Genomic DNA, 17,214 nt, shown 5'->3' with positions numbered 1-17,214 from the left:
GCCAAAATAATTGCAGATTTCGTTACCACGACGACAATGACCAATCCAGGAGAGTTAAAGTATGTCCGCTGAACACGTACTGACGATGCTGAACGAGCACGAAGTGAAGTTTGTTGATTTGCGCTTCACCGATACCAAAGGTAAAGAACAGCACGTCACTATCCCTGCTCATCAGGTGAATGCTGAATTCTTCGAAGAAGGCAAAATGTTTGACGGCTCCTCGATTGGCGGCTGGAAAGGCATTAACGAATCCGACATGGTGCTGATGCCAGACGCATCCACCGCAGTGATTGACCCGTTCTTCGCCGACTCTACCCTGATTATCCGTTGCGACATCCTTGAACCTGGCACCCTGCAAGGCTATGACCGTGACCCGCGCTCTATTGCGAAGCGCGCCGAAGATTACCTGCGTTCCACTGGCATTGCCGACACCGTACTGTTCGGGCCAGAACCAGAATTCTTCCTGTTCGATGACATCCGTTTCGGATCATCTATCTCCGGTTCTCACGTTGCTATCGACGATATCGAAGGCGCATGGAACTCCTCCACCCAATACGAAGGTGGTAACAAAGGTCACCGTCCGGCAGTGAAAGGCGGTTACTTCCCGGTGCCTCCGGTAGACTCGGCTCAGGATATCCGTTCTGAAATGTGTCTGGTGATGGAACAGATGGGTCTGGTGGTTGAAGCCCATCACCACGAAGTAGCGACTGCTGGTCAGAACGAAGTGGCTACCCGCTTCAATACTATGACCAAAAAAGCCGACGAAATTCAGATCTACAAATATGTCGTGCACAACGTGGCGCACCGCTTCGGTAAAACCGCGACCTTTATGCCAAAACCGATGTTCGGTGATAACGGCTCCGGTATGCACTGCCACATGTCGCTGTCTAAAAACGGCGTTAACCTGTTCGCGGGCGACAAATACGCAGGTCTGTCTGAACAGGCGCTGTACTACATTGGCGGCGTAATCAAACACGCTAAAGCGATTAACGCCCTGGCAAACCCGACCACCAACTCTTATAAGCGTCTGGTCCCGGGCTACGAAGCACCGGTCATGCTGGCTTACTCTGCGCGTAACCGTTCTGCGTCTATCCGTATTCCGGTGGTTTCTTCTCCGAAAGCACGTCGTATCGAAGTCCGTTTCCCGGACCCGGCGGCTAACCCGTACCTGTGCTTTGCTGCCCTGCTGATGGCCGGTCTTGATGGCATCAAAAACAAGATCCATCCGGGCGAAGCCATGGACAAAAACCTGTATGACCTGCCGCCAGAAGAAGCGAAAGAGATCCCACAGGTTGCAGGCTCTCTGGAAGAAGCACTGAACGAACTGGATCTGGACCGCGAGTTCCTGAAAGCCGGTGGCGTGTTCACTGATGAAGCGATCGATGCGTACATCGCTCTGCGTCGCGAAGAAGATGACCGCGTGCGTATGACTCCGCATCCGGTAGAGTTTGAGCTGTACTACAGCGTCTAAGTGTTTTAGTTGCCGTGGAAACTTTTCGCCTGTCTCTGGCAGGCTTGGGATCGATGGCAAGCACATCACGCCGGATGCGACGCAAATGCGTCTTATCCGGCCTACACGGTGATGATGTGGTAGGCCGGAGCAGGTGAAGTCGCTCTTCAACGTGAAGTTTGTCAGCTATCTGTAGCCCATCTCTGCATGGGCTTTTTTCTCCGTAACTTCTGTGATGCTTCGCGCTTTTTATCCGTAAAAAGCTATAATGCACTAAAATGGTGCAACCTGTTCAGGAGACTGCTTTATGGCAACAGGCACGCAGCCCGATGCTGGGCAGATCCTCAACTCGCTGATTAACAGTATTTTGTTAATTGATGACAATCTGGCGATCCATTACGCCAACCCCGCCGCGCAACAACTGCTCGCCCAAAGCTCCCGCAAATTGTTTGGTACACCGTTACCGGAACTGTTGAGCTACTTCTCATTAAATATCGAGCTGATGCAAGAAAGTCTGGAGGCGGGGCAAGGTTTTACCGATAACGAAGTGACGCTGGTCATCGACGGTCGCTCGCATATTCTTTCTGTGACCGCCCAGCGCATGCCAGACGGCATGATCCTGCTGGAGATGGCACCGATGGATAACCAGCGCCGCTTAAGTCAGGAACAGCTACAGCACGCCCAGCAGGTTGCTGCCCGTGATTTAGTCCGCGGCCTGGCGCATGAGATTAAAAATCCGCTTGGCGGTTTACGTGGCGCGGCACAGCTGCTCAGCAAAGCATTACCTGACCCGTCACTGCTGGAATATACCAAAGTGATTATCGAACAGGCGGACCGGCTGCGAAATCTGGTCGACCGTCTGTTGGGGCCGCAGCTGCCCGGTACGCGCGTTACCGAAAGTATTCACAAAGTGGCTGAACGCGTGGTGACGCTAGTGTCGATGGAACTGCCCGACAACGTGCGGTTGATTCGTGATTACGACCCCAGCCTGCCGGAACTGGCGCACGACCCGGATCAAATTGAGCAAGTGCTGCTGAATATTGTGCGCAATGCGCTACAGGCGCTGGGGCCGGAAGGCGGTGAAATCATTCTGCGTACCCGCACCGCGTTTCAACTGACCTTACACGGCGAGCGCTATCGGCTGGCGGCGCGAATTGATGTGGAAGATAACGGGCCGGGCATTCCGCCTCATTTGCAGGATACGCTATTTTACCCGATGGTCAGCGGCCGCGAAGGTGGCACCGGGCTTGGCTTATCCATCGCCCGTAATTTGATTGATCAGCATTCAGGCAAAATTGAATTTACCAGTTGGCCAGGTCATACCGAGTTCTCGGTTTACCTGCCTATCAGGAAATAAAGGTGACGTTTATGCAACGAGGGATAGTCTGGGTAGTCGATGACGATAGTTCCATCCGTTGGGTGCTTGAACGTGCGCTCGCTGGGGCAGGTTTAACCTGTACGACGTTTGAGAACGGCGCGGAGGTGCTGGAAGCACTGGCGAGCAAAACGCCGGATGTGCTGCTGTCGGATATCCGTATGCCGGGAATGGACGGGCTGGCGCTGCTCAAGCAGATTAAACAGCGCCATCCGATGCTTCCGGTCATCATTATGACCGCACATTCCGATCTGGATGCTGCCGTCAGCGCCTATCAACAAGGGGCGTTTGATTATCTGCCTAAACCGTTTGATATCGACGAAGCCGTGGCGCTGGTTGAGCGCGCCATCAGTCATTACCAGGAACAGCAGCAGCCGCGTAATGTTCAGCTTAACAGCCCAACGACCGATATCATCGGCGAGGCGCCAGCCATGCAGGACGTGTTCCGTATTATCGGTCGGCTTTCGCGTTCTTCGATTAGCGTGCTGATCAACGGCGAATCCGGCACCGGTAAAGAACTGGTCGCTCATGCCCTGCATCGCCACAGCCCGCGCGCCAAAGCGCCGTTTATCGCGCTCAATATGGCGGCTATCCCGAAGGATTTGATCGAATCAGAACTGTTCGGTCACGAAAAAGGCGCGTTTACCGGCGCGAATACCATTCGTCAGGGGCGTTTTGAACAGGCCGATGGCGGCACATTATTCCTCGATGAAATTGGCGATATGCCGCTGGATGTGCAGACGCGTTTGCTGCGCGTGCTAGCAGACGGTCAGTTTTATCGCGTTGGCGGCTATGCGCCGGTGAAAGTGGATGTGCGGATTATCGCTGCCACTCACCAGAATCTCGAACAGCGGGTGCAGGAAGGCAAGTTCCGTGAGGATTTGTTCCACCGCCTGAACGTTATCCGTGTTCATCTGCCGCCGCTGCGTGAGCGTCGGGAAGATATTCCCCGTCTGGCACGCCATTTTTTACAAGTTGCCGCTCGCGAGCTGGGCGTAGAAGCAAAGTTGCTGCATCCGGAAACTGAAGCCGCTCTGACGCGTCTGGCGTGGCCAGGCAACGTGCGCCAGCTGGAAAACACCTGCCGATGGCTAACGGTAATGGCTGCCGGACAGGAAGTGTTGATTCAGGATTTGCCTGGCGAACTGTTTGAATCAACCGTACCGGAAAGCACTTCACAAATGCAGCCGGACAGTTGGGCAACGCTGTTAGCACAGTGGGCAGATCGGGCGCTACGTTCCGGTCATCAAAACTTGCTGTCTGAAGCGCAACCAGAGTTGGAGCGGACATTACTGACTACCGCGTTGCGACATACGCAGGGACATAAACAGGAAGCAGCGCGCTTACTTGGCTGGGGGCGTAACACCCTGACGCGTAAGTTAAAAGAGCTTGGAATGGAGTGATTCAGGCTCGCCATGTAAAGATTGATTATTGAGCGCAAATTGCTGTTATTTTGCGCTTTACTGTTCCGGTAAGTTCAGTATGATCATGCCCGAAAAACGGGGGGAGTGTCATTATGCTGGAATCAATAATTAATCTGCTATCAAGTGGCGCAGTTAACAGCCACACGCCGCAAACTGCCGTTGCTGCTGTGCTGTGTGCCGCAATGATTGGGCTGTTTAGCTGAGTTTCAGATTGCTGATGAAGTGCTCTTTGTTCATGCCGGGTGCGGCGTGAACGCCTTATTCGGCCTACAAAAGCAATAATTTCAACAGGTTTTGCAGGCCAGATAAGCGTAGCGCATCAGGCAATCTTGTTCTCAGCACATTGATGGCGCTTTCGTTTTCTACTTTGTCAACGAAGCGCCATTCACTATTTAAATCACCCGTGAGAACTGCTGCATTCGCGCTTTCTGGCGCAGATAAGTATCAAAGCACATGCAAATGTTGCGGATCAGCAAGCGACCTTTAGCCGTCACCTGAATCCCCTTCTCATCCACATCCACCAGCCCGTCTTCTGCTAATGGGGCGAGCAGCTTGAGATCTTCCGCAAAGTAATCAGCGAAGTGCAAATCCCACTGTTGCTCAATGGGGGCGTAATCCAGACGGAAGTTGCAGATGAGCGACTTAATCACATCGCGGCGAATACAGTCATCGCGCGTTAGCGCAATACCACGCCACAGCGCATTGCCTTGTTCATCCACTTGCTGATAGTACTGCTTCAACTCTTTCTGGTTCTGCGCGTAGCAGTCACCAATCATGCTGATGGCGGAAACGCCCATCCCAAGCAGATCGGTATCGCCCTGGGTGGTGTAGCCCTGGAAGTTACGATGCAGCACGCCTTCACGTTGGGCCACCGCCAGCTCGTCATCCGGGCGGGCAAAGTGATCCATACCGATAAACTGATAGCCCGATTGTGTCAGGAAGGCGATGGTTTCCTGCAGAATATCGAGTTTTTGTTGCGGACTCGGCAAGTCAGCATCTTTGATTTTGCGCTGGGCGGCAAAAATAGTTGGCAGATGCGCGTAGTTAAAGACGCTCAGACGGTCAGGGTTCAGTTCCGCCACGCGTTTCAGGGTAAAGGCGAAACTCTCCGGCGTCTGTTTCGGCAGGCCGTAAATCAGGTCAATGTTGGTGGAGGTAAAGCCAATCTCACGCGCATGGTTAAGCAGCGCAAAGATGAACTCTTCATCCTGCTCGCGGTTAACCAGACGCTGTACTTCTTTGTTGAAGTCCTGCACGCCCATGCTCAGGCGGTTAAAGCCTTCCGCGCGTAAATGATCGAGTACATCCAGTTCGATTTCGCGCGGATCGACTTCGATCGAGATTTCCGCATCGGCATTGAACTGGAAGTTTTCGCGCAACAGCTTCATCAGGCGGCTGATTTGCGCTTTATTCAGGTATGTTGGCGTTCCACCGCCCCAGTGCAGCTGGCTCACCTTGCGCCCGGCAAAAAGCGGTGCACGATGGACGATTTCTTGCTCAAGCACGTCCAGATACTGGTCGGCCTTGTGCTGCTGACGAGTCACAATCTTGTTGCAACCGCAGAAGTAGCAAAGTTTATGGCAGAACGGAATATGTACGTAGAGAGATAAGGGACGCTCAGGGTAGCGCGCCACGGCTTGTAAAAACGCCTGTTCGCCGAAGTCTTCTGAAAACTCCAGCGCGGTCGGGTACGAGGTGTATCGTGGCCCGGAATAGTTATATTTCTGGATCAGGGCCAGGTCCCAGTCGATTTGCTGTACAGACATGCTCACTCCTTCCGATGGCGTCTCTGGCGGCTACGGCGTACCGGCGGATGCCCGTTTCGGGTCATCAGCCGGTTGCGCAGCCACTTTTGTCGCCGCGACAACCGCTGTAGTTTAACGAATAACCACACCAGATAACATATAACCGGAAGGGTTATCAGCAGAACGGGAAGGCCCACGCAGGCAATCCGTTAGTTGCCCCGCAGCAGACGCATCATGTCTTCTTGCTTCTCGTCTTCTTCCTCTTCTTCGTCGTCGTCATAAGAGAGGCCAAGTTTCTGCATCAGCTCATCAATACGATCCAGCTTGGCATCTACCCAGGATTGCTCTTCGGCACTCAGGGTTTCGCCTGCTTCCAGACGTTCCAGCAGCGCATCCAGACGCTCATCTGTCTCCAGTAACTCCAACTCCGCCTGCGGTGAAAGCATAGGTTTCTCACTCTTCGGTTTGTGCTGTTTGGTGACTTTTTCAGTCACGCCCAATGGAATAGGGGTTTTACTGCCAATACGTGGATCTTTCGGTGCATTCTGGCCCTTGCTACCCGAAGTAGCGCTACCGCCCGCTGCGCGGCTGCCTGGTGCATGACCACGGCGTTTTTTCTGGCGCTTGCGATCACGAGCTTCCTGATTCAGCTCTTCGCGGGTTTTACGACGCGCTTTTGCATGACCTTTGCTGCGTGAGTTTGAAGATGATGGTTTCATATCAATTCGTCTTTTAGCCGTTTTATTTAGTATAGATTTGCGGCGGAATCTAACAGAAAGCAAGCAAAGAAAAAAGGCGACAGATTACTCTGTCGCCTTTTTTCCTGACTCACAACCCTTAACGGGTCTTACAATCCTTGCAGGCCGCCAACACACCCTGTTTTTCCATTAGCCGGAACATTCCGTGTTGATTCCATTTCCCTTTAGTGACGTCTCCGGACGTTTGTCTTCCTGACAATCCTCTGTCTTCGCCTCCTGGCGCTCCTGACCCTCATCCTGAGTCATTGTTCCTGTTAGCGTCCTCGCTCTATGGGTGCTACTTTACGCTTCTGTGTTAAACAAACAATAAACTATCATCAGTATTTACTCATTTTCAGATTATTGTATAAAACTAATCACATGATTTATTTAGCCTATTTGACATGTGTCGCAGAAATTTCTCTTCGATTTCGCATAAAAACAATCGGCAATGTCTCACAAAGTACATGGTATTTACTTACACCGTTCACGCCGAAAAATCCGTCTTTTATTGTGGTTCAGGTATAATCGCCACAAAGCTTTGACTGACGGAGACGACCGCTTTGACTAATTTGAATTATCAACAGACGCATTTTGTGATGAGTGCGCCTGATATTCGCCACTTACCTTCCGATACCGGGATCGAAGTGGCTTTTGCAGGCCGTTCCAACGCAGGTAAATCCAGCGCGCTGAACACGCTGACTAACCAGAAAAGCCTGGCGCGTACCTCGAAAACACCAGGACGTACCCAGCTTATCAACCTGTTTGAAGTGGCTGAGGGCAAACGTCTGGTCGACTTGCCTGGCTATGGCTACGCGGAAGTTCCTGAAGAGATGAAGCGCAAATGGCAGCGCGCGCTCGGTGAGTACCTCGAAAAACGTCAGAGTCTACAAGGCCTGGTCGTGCTGATGGATATTCGCCATCCGCTGAAAGATCTCGACCAGCAGATGATTGAGTGGGCGGTGGACAGCAATATCGCCGTACTGGTGTTGCTGACCAAAGCGGACAAACTGGCGAGCGGTGCACGTAAAGCGCAATTGAATATGGTGCGTGAAGCAGTGCTGGCGTTTAACGGTGATGTGCAGGTAGAGACATTCTCTTCTCTGAAGAAGCAAGGCGTGGATAAGCTTCGCCAGAAACTGGATACCTGGTTCAGCGAGATGCAGCCTGTAGAAGAAACGCAGGACGGCGAATAATTTTCTAGCCCTTATGCATGTGCCGGATATCGCGTATCTGGCACATAAAATCATGCAAATTCAATGAGCTATTTTCTACCGTAGGCCTGTTAAGCACAATGTATCCGGCAATACGGATCTTTTCTTTCGCACAATAAAAAACGCCCCAGTCATTACTGACTGGGGCGGCTAAAAAATTCAGCCAAATCCGATTACGTGAAGTAAAAGGTCTGAAAGATAGAACATCTTACCTCTGTACCCTACGCGACTAACTTTACTCTTTTTTGTTCAGTTCAGAAAGCACTTTTTGTAATTTTTTTTCAGTTGTTGCATAGGATTTTCTAATACCCATCACAAATCGTGGCTGGTTATGTTGCTTAGTTACGAAAAAAAGGCTTGTTAAGGCAAATCTTAGTGCGCCTGATCCCAGTTTTCGCCACTACTCACTTCCACCAGCAACGGCACATCCAGGCGAGTACAGTTTTCCATCAACTGATGGATCTTCTTCGCTACCGCATCGACATCATCTTTATGAACTTCAAACACCAGTTCATCGTGTACCTGCATGATCATACGCACGCGCGGTTGCTCTTCCTGTAGCCAGGCATCAACGGCAATCATCGCCCGTTTGATGATATCCGCAGCGGTTCCCTGCATTGGTGCGTTAATGGCTGCACGTTCAGCCGCAGCACGACGTGCACCGTTGCTGGATTTGATATCTGGCAGATAGAGGCGACGTCCGTCCAGGGTTTCAACGTATCCCTGCTCTTTCGCCTGCGCGCGAGTGCGTTCCATATACTCCAGTACGCCTGGGTAGCGTTCGAAGTAAAGGTCCATGTACTTCTGTGCTTCTTTACGTGGAATGTTCAATTGCCGTGCCAGACCGAAAGCACTCATGCCATAAATCAGACCAAAGTTGATCGCTTTCGCGCTACGGCGTTGTTCGCTGGTGACGGTTTCCAGTGGCAAACCAAACACTTCTGCCGCCGTTGCCCGGTGGATATCTTTTCCTTCTGCAAATGCGGTCAGCAAGCCTTTGTCTCGTGAAAGATGCGCCATGATGCGCAGTTCAATCTGCGAGTAGTCCGCCGAGACAATCACGTAATCCTGCGGCGCAATAAACGCCTGGCGGATACGGCGGCCTTCTTCGTTACGCACCGGAATGTTTTGCAGGTTAGGATCGGTTGAGGATAAACGCCCCGTCGCAGTTACTGCCTGGTGATAGGAAGTATGCACGCGCCCGGTTTTCGGGTTGATCATCAGCGGCAGCTTGTCGGTGTAGGTCGATTTCAGCTTCGCCAGGCCACGGTACTCCAGAATCACTTTTGGCAGCGGGTAGTCCAGCGCCAGCTCTTCCAGTACCTCTTCTGACGTTGACGGCGCACCACCCGGCGTTTTCTTCAGCGGCTTAATACCCTGTTTTTCAAAAAGAATAGTTTGCAGTTGCTTGGTGGAAGAAAGGTTAAATTCTTCACCTGCAATTTCATGCGCTTTCTTTTCCAGCTCAGCCAGACGCAAGGTGAGCTCTTCAGAATGATTGTGCAGAACTTTCGGGTCGATCTTCACACCGTTGCGTTCGATGCGTGAAAGCACCGGCACCAGCGGCATTTCGATGTTTTCGAAGACGTTCAGTGGCCCTTTGTGTTTTTGCAGATCCGGCCACATTTTCAGATGCAGCTGCAAGGTGACATCTGCATCTTCAGCGGCGTAACGTCCGGCCTCTTCCAGGGCAATCTGGTTAAAGGTCAGTTGATTTTTGCCTTTACCAGCAATCTCTTCAAAAGTGATGGTTTTGTGCTTCAACCAACGTTCCGCGAGGCTGTCCATATCGTGACGACCGGCAACGCTGTTGAGAATGTAGGACTCGAGCATGGTATCAAACGCAATCCCCCGCAGCTCAATACCGTAATTCGCCAGAATGCCGCGATCGTATTTCAGGTTTTGCCCGACCTTCAGCGCCTTTTCATCTTCCAGCAGCGGTTTTAGCAGCTCGAGTGCGCGCTCGCGGGAGATCTGATCGGGCGCATCAAGATAATCATGAGCAACCGGAATATAGGCCGCTACGCCAGGTTCGATAGCAAAAGAAAGCCCTACCAGGTTGGCGGAGATGTTATCGAGGCTGTCGGTTTCGGTATCAAACGCAAATACAGGCGCTTTTTCCAGCTTCGTAATCCATGCTTTTAGAGTTTCTTCGTCCAGAATAGTGACGTAGTTATCGTAAGAAATCGCTGTTGCAGTCACTTCGGGTGTTTCGTCGACAACAATGGTTTCCTGCGGCTTCGCGGCTGGTTTTGCCCCTTTGGCCTGTAACCATTTGCCCGCTTCGACATCAGCAATCCAACGCTTGAACTCATACTTTTTGAACAGTCCCAACAACTCTTCAGCCGCCGGTTGTTGTACTTCCAGTTGTTCGCAGGTCAGTTCCAGTTCAACGTCGGTTTTAATCGTCGCCAGCTGGTAAGAGAGATAGGCCACCTCTTTATTTTGCTCAAGCTTCGCCGCCATTGTTTTCGCGCCGCGGAAGCTCAATCCAGCAATTTTTTCCGGCTCGGCATACAGCGTATCCAGGCCGCCAAGACCTTGTAGCAGTGCCTGTGCGGTTTTTTCACCGACGCCCGGTACGCCAGGAATGTTATCAGAGGAGTCGCCCATCAGCGCGAGGAAGTCGATGATCAGTTCTGGCGGTACGCCGTACTTATTCACCACCTCTTCCGGGCCGAGGATGGTATTCGTCATGGTATTGATAAGCGTAATATTTGGCGTCACCAGCTGCGCCATATCTTTATCACCGGTGCTGATCAATACCGGACGCCCAGCTTTTTCTGCTTCACGTGCCAGAGTACCAATAACGTCGTCTGCTTCTACGCCAGAAACGACCAGCAGAGGCAGCCCCATCGCTTTTACCATTGTGTGCAGGGGTTCGATCTGCGCGCGCAAATCGTCCGGCATTGGCGGGCGATGTGATTTGTAATGTTCAAACAGTTCATCACGAAAGGTTTTTCCCTTGGCGTCAAAGACCACCGCTGCATGCGTCGGTTGGTATTGCATGATCAGACTACGCAGCATGTTGAGGACACCGTACATCGCACCGGTTGGCTCGCCTGCACTGTTAGTCAGCGGCGGAAACGCGTGATATGCGCGATAAAGATAAGATGAACCATCTACAAGGATAAGTGGGTTTTGGGGGATCTGAACCATAATGTCCGTGCCTGTTTATCAGATTATGGGTAAAGGATGCCACAGACAGGATGAAAACATGAGTTTTTCACCGCTTTTCGTGAAAATCTTTTGTAGATCTTGTGGATCGCTCGCAAATCGTCATGTGGATAACTTTGTGTATAAATTATTTACATCACTTTTAATTTATTATCATGCTTGTTACAGCATTAGGTTTGTTGTTGTTTTTCATAAAGTTAAAAATAAAAGCATTGCTGGTGATTGAGTAATAGGGATTTTTTCTAATGTGGATAGATATGAATTATTTTTCTATTTAAGGATCATCCGTTATTTGGGCCGTTTTCTGCTAAAATCTGCGCCTTGCGCTTCTTTAGCGCACTGTCTATGGCTAACCTTTTGAATAATTTAATTATGACGAGAATACTCGCTGCGATAACACTTTTGGTGAGTATCGTATTGACCATTTTGGTCACCATTTTTTGTTCTGTCCCGATCATCATTGCCGGGATCGTAAAACTATTGTTACCTGTGCCAGTGATTTGGCGAAAGGTATCGCTTTTTTGTGATTTTATGATGTATTGCTGGTGTGAAGGATTAGCGCTATTACTGCACCTTAACCCATACCTGCAATGGGAAGTTCGCGGACTGGAAGGGCTAAGTAAGAAGAACTGGTATCTGCTTATTTGTAACCACCGCAGTTGGGCTGATATTGTTGTACTATGCGTGTTGTTTCGTAAGCATATTCCAATGAACAAATATTTTCTCAAGCAGCAACTGGCCTGGGTGCCTTTCCTGGGCCTGGCGTGCTGGGCGCTGGATATGCCGTTTATGAAGCGCTATTCCCGCGCTTATTTGATACGTCATCCGGAACGGCGCGGTAAAGATGTTGAAACCACTCGTCGGTCTTGCGAAAAGTTTCGCCTGCATCCCACCACAATTGTGAATTTTGTTGAAGGCTCCCGTTTTACTGAACAGAAACACCAGCAAACCCACTCGACATTTAAAAATCTCCTGCCTCCCAAAGCCGCCGGTATCGCGATGACGCTGAATGTGCTGGGTAAACAATTCGATAAACTACTCAATGTTACGCTGTGTTATCCGGACAATAACCGCCAGCCATTCTTCGATATGTTAAGTGGCAAACTGACGCGGATTGTCGTGCATGTGGATTTACAACCTATTGCTGAAGAGTTGCATGGCGACTATATCAATGACAAAAGCTTCAAACGTCATTTTCAGCAGTGGCTGAACACACTGTGGCAGGAAAAAGACCGACTTCTGACTTCACTGATGTCATCACGGCATCAGGATAAGTAGTTATAACTCGCCTCCGTATTAGCAGAGGCGAGTTATCATTTTAATGCACTAAACGTCCGGCACGAGACATAAACTCTTCTTCGCTCATCTCCTGCCCGTTAAAAACAACTTTACCTGGCAAATAATGCAGTTGCAGCGAGGCGATATTGTTGTCAATTGTGATTAACTGAAACATCTTACCTAATGTTGCCATTCCGCCGATTTGTTTATCAGCCAGCTTTTGAGCTTTTTCAGCATCCATTCCTTCAGATAAATTAAGCTGTTTAGCTATTTCAGTGACGACATTAATCGGTACATTCATATCCAGATTGAAAGATTTAATATCTTTGTTTGTGGATGATGACGATTGGGCTGGTTCGGCAATACTAATATCCAGATTAGCATTTAGTTCACCGACAGCGTTCTTCCAGCTTACAGGTAGTTTAATGATCGGCTCACTTTTTTGTAATAACGGTAAATACTCTTTGAACAATGCCGTATTCATTGCTTCCAGTGCATCTTCATCATTTGCTAACTCAGGGTGTGCTGCAAGTTGCTTCTGCGTCGCAATGTTGTACTGGATGATAAACTGGCGAACTGCTAAGGGATCAATAGATTCAGCAATCAATGACCATTGACCGCTACCGAGTTGCTGATTCCCTTTTGTTAACTTATCAATTTCGTAACTCAGATTGACATTGATATGATCTTTATCTTTTACGCGCTCTAGTGTGGTTTTCGCGACGAAAGCGTCGAGTTTGGCAACTTCGTTACCGTGATTGACAATGCTAATCTGATTAAATTTCGACTTGCTTTCACCAACCGGAAATTTCTTTTCTTCTAATCGCGTCAGAGAATTAATGGTAAAACTTTTCGCCGTGACTTTATTCATTGGCGATAATTCCAGAACAATATCTTCGACTTTGCCTTCAACATCGAGATTAGACAATGAACTGTCATCACCATTAAAAGTAAACTGACCTTCACCAAAGGAGAGTTTTCCATACTCTGCTGGGGCAACGTCCAGAGTTGTAGAGAAAGAACCGCCAAAGGCGAATCGCAATGTTGCTTCGACGGGCGCTCTATCTTTTGCGGCAATAAATAGCGGTTGTGTCAGTTCATTATTGACTAATTTAACTTTTGCTGCCGCCATAGCAGGTAAGATATTGCCACTTTTTAACATTGATAGGGGCAAGGGGCCATGATCGACATCCACATCAAATGCAATACCTTGTCCTGGCTTGATATTGAGATCTGGCGCACCTTTATCAAAGGTAATAAGCATTTGAAAATGAGAGCTAAAAAAACCTTTGTCAAAGTTTTTATAGCTGGCGGTCATATCATAGGCATGCTCTCCCTTCTTTTTACTGTCGTTAAAATCTTTAATAAATTTTTCGACGCCAGACTGGATTTGAGTCCCTTCATACCATGTTCCACCGCCCCAGATAATGGCTAATGCAACAATAACACCTGTGGCTGACTTACGTATCATCTCTATTATTCCCTGATAAAACAGCAAAACTTTTAATATCCGCGCTTGATATTAAAATGTCCAGAAACGAGGTGAATTATCAGAAAGTATTTATATTGATTAAACAATAAAAAAGCCCGTGAATATTCACGGGCTTTATGTAAGTTACAATAAATTATTTTTTCTCAGACAGATATTTTACTGTATCGGCATACTGCTGAACAAAAACATCCATATTGCTGGTATCCATACCCTGCGGATTCAGCTGATATTTACCGTTAACAAACATCGCTGGAACGCCACGCAATTGTACATCTGCAGCCGCTTTTTCTTGCTGTGCGACCAGAGATTTAACAACAAAGCTGTTCCATGCTGCATCATACTCTTCGCCTTTAATACCTGCGTTGATGAAGACATCACGAATGTCGGCCGTAGAGCGAATGGTCTGTGTTTTCTGTACGCCTTCAAACAGTGGTACAGTCACTTTATCTTCTACACCCAGCGCCATCGCCACAGCCCACGCTTGTGTCAGAGATTGCCCCAGCTCCCCGCCCATGAAGTTGACGTGGTATTTAGTCATCTTCACACCTTCCGGCAGTTTTTTCTTCACATTCTCAGAAATATGCAGAACTTCTTCAAACTGATAGCAGTGTGGGCAGAAGAAAGAGAAAAACTCCAGCACTTGCGGCGCGCCAGCAACCGGCTTTTCCAGCGTGGTGTATTGTTTACCATCTTCATACTGCGCCGCCGATGCGCTAAACGCTAAAACCAAACCAGCCAGCGCCAGCCAAATCTTTTTCATGATCTACTCTCTCCGATTAATACATAGGTGTTAATTGCAAAGGGGGTTCTTGTAGAACTTTTGCCTGTTCTATAAAAGTCGCCGTCTGTCGCAGCCAGTAATCTTCCCCGGTTAACCACGGGAAATTTTTCGGGAACGCGGGATCAGCCCAACGCCGCATTAGCCAGGCAAGATAATAAACCAAACGCATGGCGCGTAAAGGTTCAATCAGTCCGATTTCAGCGGTGTCGAACTCGCTAAATTCTTCATAAGCTTCAATAATAGTTTCTAACTGCATCCGCTGCTCAGCTTTATCGCCATTCAGCAACATCCACAGGTCCTGAATTGCAGGGCCATTACGCGCATCATCCAGATCGACAAACATTGGACCATCGCGCCAGAGAATATTTCCGGCATGGCAGTCACCATGTAATCGCAGAACGGTGAAGTCCTCCCGCCAGTGTGCTGTAACGGCGGTAATAAGCTCATCCGTTGCCTTAAGGAAGGCCGCTTTCAGCCCAGAAGGTATCAGCGTAGCATTTTCAAACAGCTTGCGTGGTTCAATGAGATATTCATTCAGACCGATGGTCGGGCGATGGATAAAAAGCTGTTTGCGCCCCGTCTGGTGCATGCGCCCTAAATAGCGCCCAACCGCTTCCATCTGATCAATATTATCGGCTTCGAACTGACGACCACCGACGCTTGGGAAAACGGCGAAATAAAATCCCTGATGAATCAATAAGTTCTGGCCGTTAAAAGCCAAAGGGGCCGCGACAGGAACTTCGTCGTTTACCAGTTGCAGCGCAAATTGATGCTCTTCGAGGATTTGATCTGCTGTCCAACGTTCAGGGCGATAAAATTTGACGACAAAACGCCGACGATCTTCGTCCTGAAATTGATAGACACGGTTTTCATAGCTGTTAAGCGGGGTAAGACCGGAATCCACCCGGATCCCATGCTCAAACAGAGCGTCCATGATGGTATCCGGGTGTAGTGTCTGGAAAGTAAAAGCGCTGTTGTTCATCCCATCATCCGGAAAACATTACGAATGATGAAGGATATCATTTCACAATGATTTTGTTGGTAGCGCTTACAAGCTTTTACTCTTTAATTACGCCACGCGCACGTAATAGCGCCGTTTTGAAATCTTCTTCATAATCTTTCTGCAGCCCTGGGATCACCGCATCTTTCGCGGAATCGCGCATTTTCAGGTGATAGATCAGAATGTCATCCGTCAAATCCGCCAGTTCGCCGTCAAAACCTGACTCTTTCGCCAGTTTCTGCAAAAATTGCAGCAGGTTAAGGTCTGGCTCTTTTTGCCAGGCTGGCTGGAGGAGTTCAATAACTTCATTCAGACGTTTACATTTCATAGTAATGCTCCTTACTCTTGAGACAGACACGTTAGCAGGGTCAATCCCACAATAAAAGAGGCGATATCGGTGAATCTGATGACGACGATAACAGGCGTTATACTGGCGGGCGGTAAAGCCAGACGAATGGGCGGCGTAGATAAAGGATTGCTTGAATTAAACGGCAAACCATTATGGCAACATGTCGCTGACGCGCTTATGACGCAGCTGTCTCACGTCGTGGTTAATGCCAATCGTCATCAGGAAATCTATCAGGCAAGTGGTCTGAAAGTAATAGCGGATTCACTGGCGGATTATCCTGGCCCGCTGGCGGGAATGCTTTCGGTAATGCAGCAGGAAGCAGCTGAGTGGTTTCTGTTTTGTCCGTGCGATACGCCTTATATTCCCCAGGATTTAGTCTCCCGGCTTAATCATCAGCGCAAAGATGCACCTGTTGTGTGGGTCCATGACGGTGAACGCGATCATCCAACTATTGCTCTGGTAAATCGCGCTATTGAGCCGTTGTTGCAGGAATATCTGCAAGCAGGAGAACGCCGGGTAATGACATTTATGAATCTTGCTGGCGGTCACGCGGTTGATTTTAGCGACCGTAAAGAAGCATTTGTGAACGTGAATACGCCAGAGGAGCTTGCCCGATGGCAGGAAAAACAATGATACCGCTACTCGCCTTTGCCGCGTGGAGCGGCACCGGAAAAACGACGCTGTTGAAAAAACTTATCCCGGTATTATGCGCCAGAGGGATCCGCCCGGGGCTGATTAAACATACGCATCATGATATGGATGTCGATAAACCGGGCAAAGATAGCTATGAGCTGCGCAAGGCTGGCGCGGCGCAAACCATCGTTGCCAGCCAGCAGCGTTGGGCGCTAATAACGGAGACGCCAGACGAAGAAGCGTTGGATCTGAATTTTCTTGCAAGTCGCATGGATACCTCAAAGCTGGATCTGATTCTGGTTGAAGGGTTCAAGCATGAAGAGATCGCGAAGATTGTGCTGTTTCGCGATGGTACCGGACATCGACCAGAAGAATTAGTGATAGACAGACATGTTATTGCTGTAGCCAGTGATGTGCCGCTTAATCTTGATGTCGCGTTACTGGATATTAATGATATTGAGGGGCTGGCTGATTTTGTGGTGGAGTGGATGCAAAAGTAGGCCGGATAAGCAAGAGTAGGTTGGATAAGACGCGCCAGCGTCGCATCCGGCATTTTTTT

At 49.4% G+C, this 17,214-nt stretch carries 15 protein-coding genes and 1 pseudogene; 8 read left to right on the top strand and 8 right to left on the bottom strand.

Translation table 11 applies throughout. The features are described 5' to 3' along the window. Positions 1-61: 61 nt before the first annotated feature. The 4 genes from glnA (at position 62) to FEK50_RS16700 (ending at position 4,452) form a co-directional block, all read left to right on the top strand. Positions 62-1,471 (top strand): glutamate--ammonia ligase, encoded by a 1,410-nt coding sequence (glnA, locus tag FEK50_RS16720; RefSeq protein WP_001271717.1) that lies wholly within the window; start codon positions 62-64, stop codon positions 1,469-1,471. A gap of 286 nt (positions 1,472-1,757) precedes the next feature. Then, positions 1,758-2,807 (top strand): nitrogen regulation protein NR(II), encoded by a 1,050-nt coding sequence (gene glnL / locus FEK50_RS16710; protein WP_000190577.1) that lies wholly within the window; start codon positions 1,758-1,760, stop codon positions 2,805-2,807. An 11-nt stretch (positions 2,808-2,818) separates the two neighbouring features. Further along, positions 2,819-4,228 carry a nitrogen regulation protein NR(I) gene (gene glnG, locus FEK50_RS16705; RefSeq protein ID WP_131161453.1) on the top strand — a complete coding sequence of 470 codons (1,410 nt, stop codon included), beginning with the start codon at positions 2,819-2,821 and terminating at the stop codon, positions 4,226-4,228. A gap of 113 nt (positions 4,229-4,341) precedes the next feature. Further along, positions 4,342-4,452: a YshB family small membrane protein gene (locus FEK50_RS16700; RefSeq protein WP_064527982.1), complete on the top strand. Its 111-nt coding sequence runs from the start codon at positions 4,342-4,344 to the stop codon at positions 4,450-4,452. 189 nt (positions 4,453-4,641) lie between these two features. On the opposite strand, the gene hemN is transcribed toward FEK50_RS16700, so the two are convergent. The 3 genes and pseudogenes from hemN to FEK50_RS16680 form a co-directional block, all read right to left on the bottom strand. Further along, a complete protein-coding gene (gene hemN / locus FEK50_RS16695; RefSeq protein ID WP_130209974.1) occupies positions 4,642-6,015 on the bottom strand; it encodes an oxygen-independent coproporphyrinogen III oxidase in 1,374 nt (457 codons plus the stop codon). Positions 6,016-6,203: 188 nt separating this feature from the next. Beyond that, a complete protein-coding gene (yihI, locus tag FEK50_RS16690; RefSeq protein ID WP_130209972.1) occupies positions 6,204-6,713 on the bottom strand; it encodes a Der GTPase-activating protein YihI in 510 nt (169 codons plus the stop codon). Between the two features lie 118 nt (positions 6,714-6,831). Next, a pseudogene (locus tag FEK50_RS16680) lies at positions 6,832-6,998 on the bottom strand (hypothetical protein). Between the two features lie 296 nt (positions 6,999-7,294). Between FEK50_RS16680 and yihA the strand changes: the two are divergent. After that, entirely contained in the window at positions 7,295-7,927 is a 633-nt protein-coding gene (yihA, locus tag FEK50_RS16675) for a ribosome biogenesis GTP-binding protein YihA/YsxC (protein WP_130209968.1), read from the top strand. A 390-nt stretch (positions 7,928-8,317) separates the two neighbouring features. Here the strand turns inward: yihA and polA are convergent, their stop codons facing one another. Further along, positions 8,318-11,104 (bottom strand): DNA polymerase I, encoded by a 2,787-nt coding sequence (gene polA, locus FEK50_RS16670; protein WP_131161452.1) that lies wholly within the window; start codon positions 11,102-11,104, stop codon positions 8,318-8,320. Between the two features lie 363 nt (positions 11,105-11,467). Here polA and FEK50_RS16660 point away from each other — a divergent pair, with 363 nt between their 5' ends. After that, on the top strand, positions 11,468-12,400 hold the full coding sequence (locus tag FEK50_RS16660) for an acyltransferase (protein WP_131161451.1): 933 nt from the start codon (positions 11,468-11,470) through the stop codon (positions 12,398-12,400). 40 nt (positions 12,401-12,440) lie between these two features. Here FEK50_RS16660 and FEK50_RS16655 read toward each other — a convergent pair whose 3' ends face one another. The 4 genes from FEK50_RS16655 to FEK50_RS16640 form a co-directional block, all read right to left on the bottom strand. Further along, positions 12,441-13,871 (bottom strand): DUF945 family protein, encoded by a 1,431-nt coding sequence (locus tag FEK50_RS16655; protein ID WP_131161450.1) that lies wholly within the window; start codon positions 13,869-13,871, stop codon positions 12,441-12,443. A 154-nt stretch (positions 13,872-14,025) separates the two neighbouring features. Further along, complete coding sequence (gene dsbA / locus FEK50_RS16650) at positions 14,026-14,652, bottom strand: thiol:disulfide interchange protein DsbA (RefSeq protein WP_064527999.1); 627 nt, start codon at positions 14,650-14,652, stop codon at positions 14,026-14,028. A gap of 16 nt (positions 14,653-14,668) precedes the next feature. Next, entirely contained in the window at positions 14,669-15,655 is a 987-nt protein-coding gene (gene srkA / locus FEK50_RS16645; RefSeq protein WP_130209956.1) for a stress response kinase SrkA, read from the bottom strand. 76 nt (positions 15,656-15,731) lie between these two features. Next, positions 15,732-16,001: a YihD family protein gene (locus FEK50_RS16640; protein ID WP_001295263.1), complete on the bottom strand. Its 270-nt coding sequence runs from the start codon at positions 15,999-16,001 to the stop codon at positions 15,732-15,734. Positions 16,002-16,070: 69 nt separating this feature from the next. Between FEK50_RS16640 and mobA the strand changes: the two genes are divergently transcribed. Then, the gene (gene mobA, locus FEK50_RS16635) at positions 16,071-16,655 is read left to right on the top strand and encodes a molybdenum cofactor guanylyltransferase MobA (protein ID WP_131161449.1); all 585 of its coding nucleotides are present in this window, start codon (positions 16,071-16,073) and stop codon (positions 16,653-16,655) included. Further along, positions 16,637-17,155, top strand: a complete 519-nt coding sequence (mobB, locus tag FEK50_RS16630; protein ID WP_131161448.1) for a molybdopterin-guanine dinucleotide biosynthesis protein MobB — start codon at positions 16,637-16,639, stop codon at positions 17,153-17,155. Before mobA ends, mobB begins: the two co-directional genes overlap by 19 nt. Positions 17,156-17,214: the final 59 nt, after the last annotated feature.

Source organism: Escherichia sp. E2586, from assembly GCF_005781105.1.
In the GTDB taxonomy this organism is placed as follows: domain Bacteria; phylum Pseudomonadota; class Gammaproteobacteria; order Enterobacterales; family Enterobacteriaceae; genus Escherichia.
Note: the sequence above shows the minus strand (reverse complement) of the source record. Positions and strands in the feature narration are given on the sequence as shown.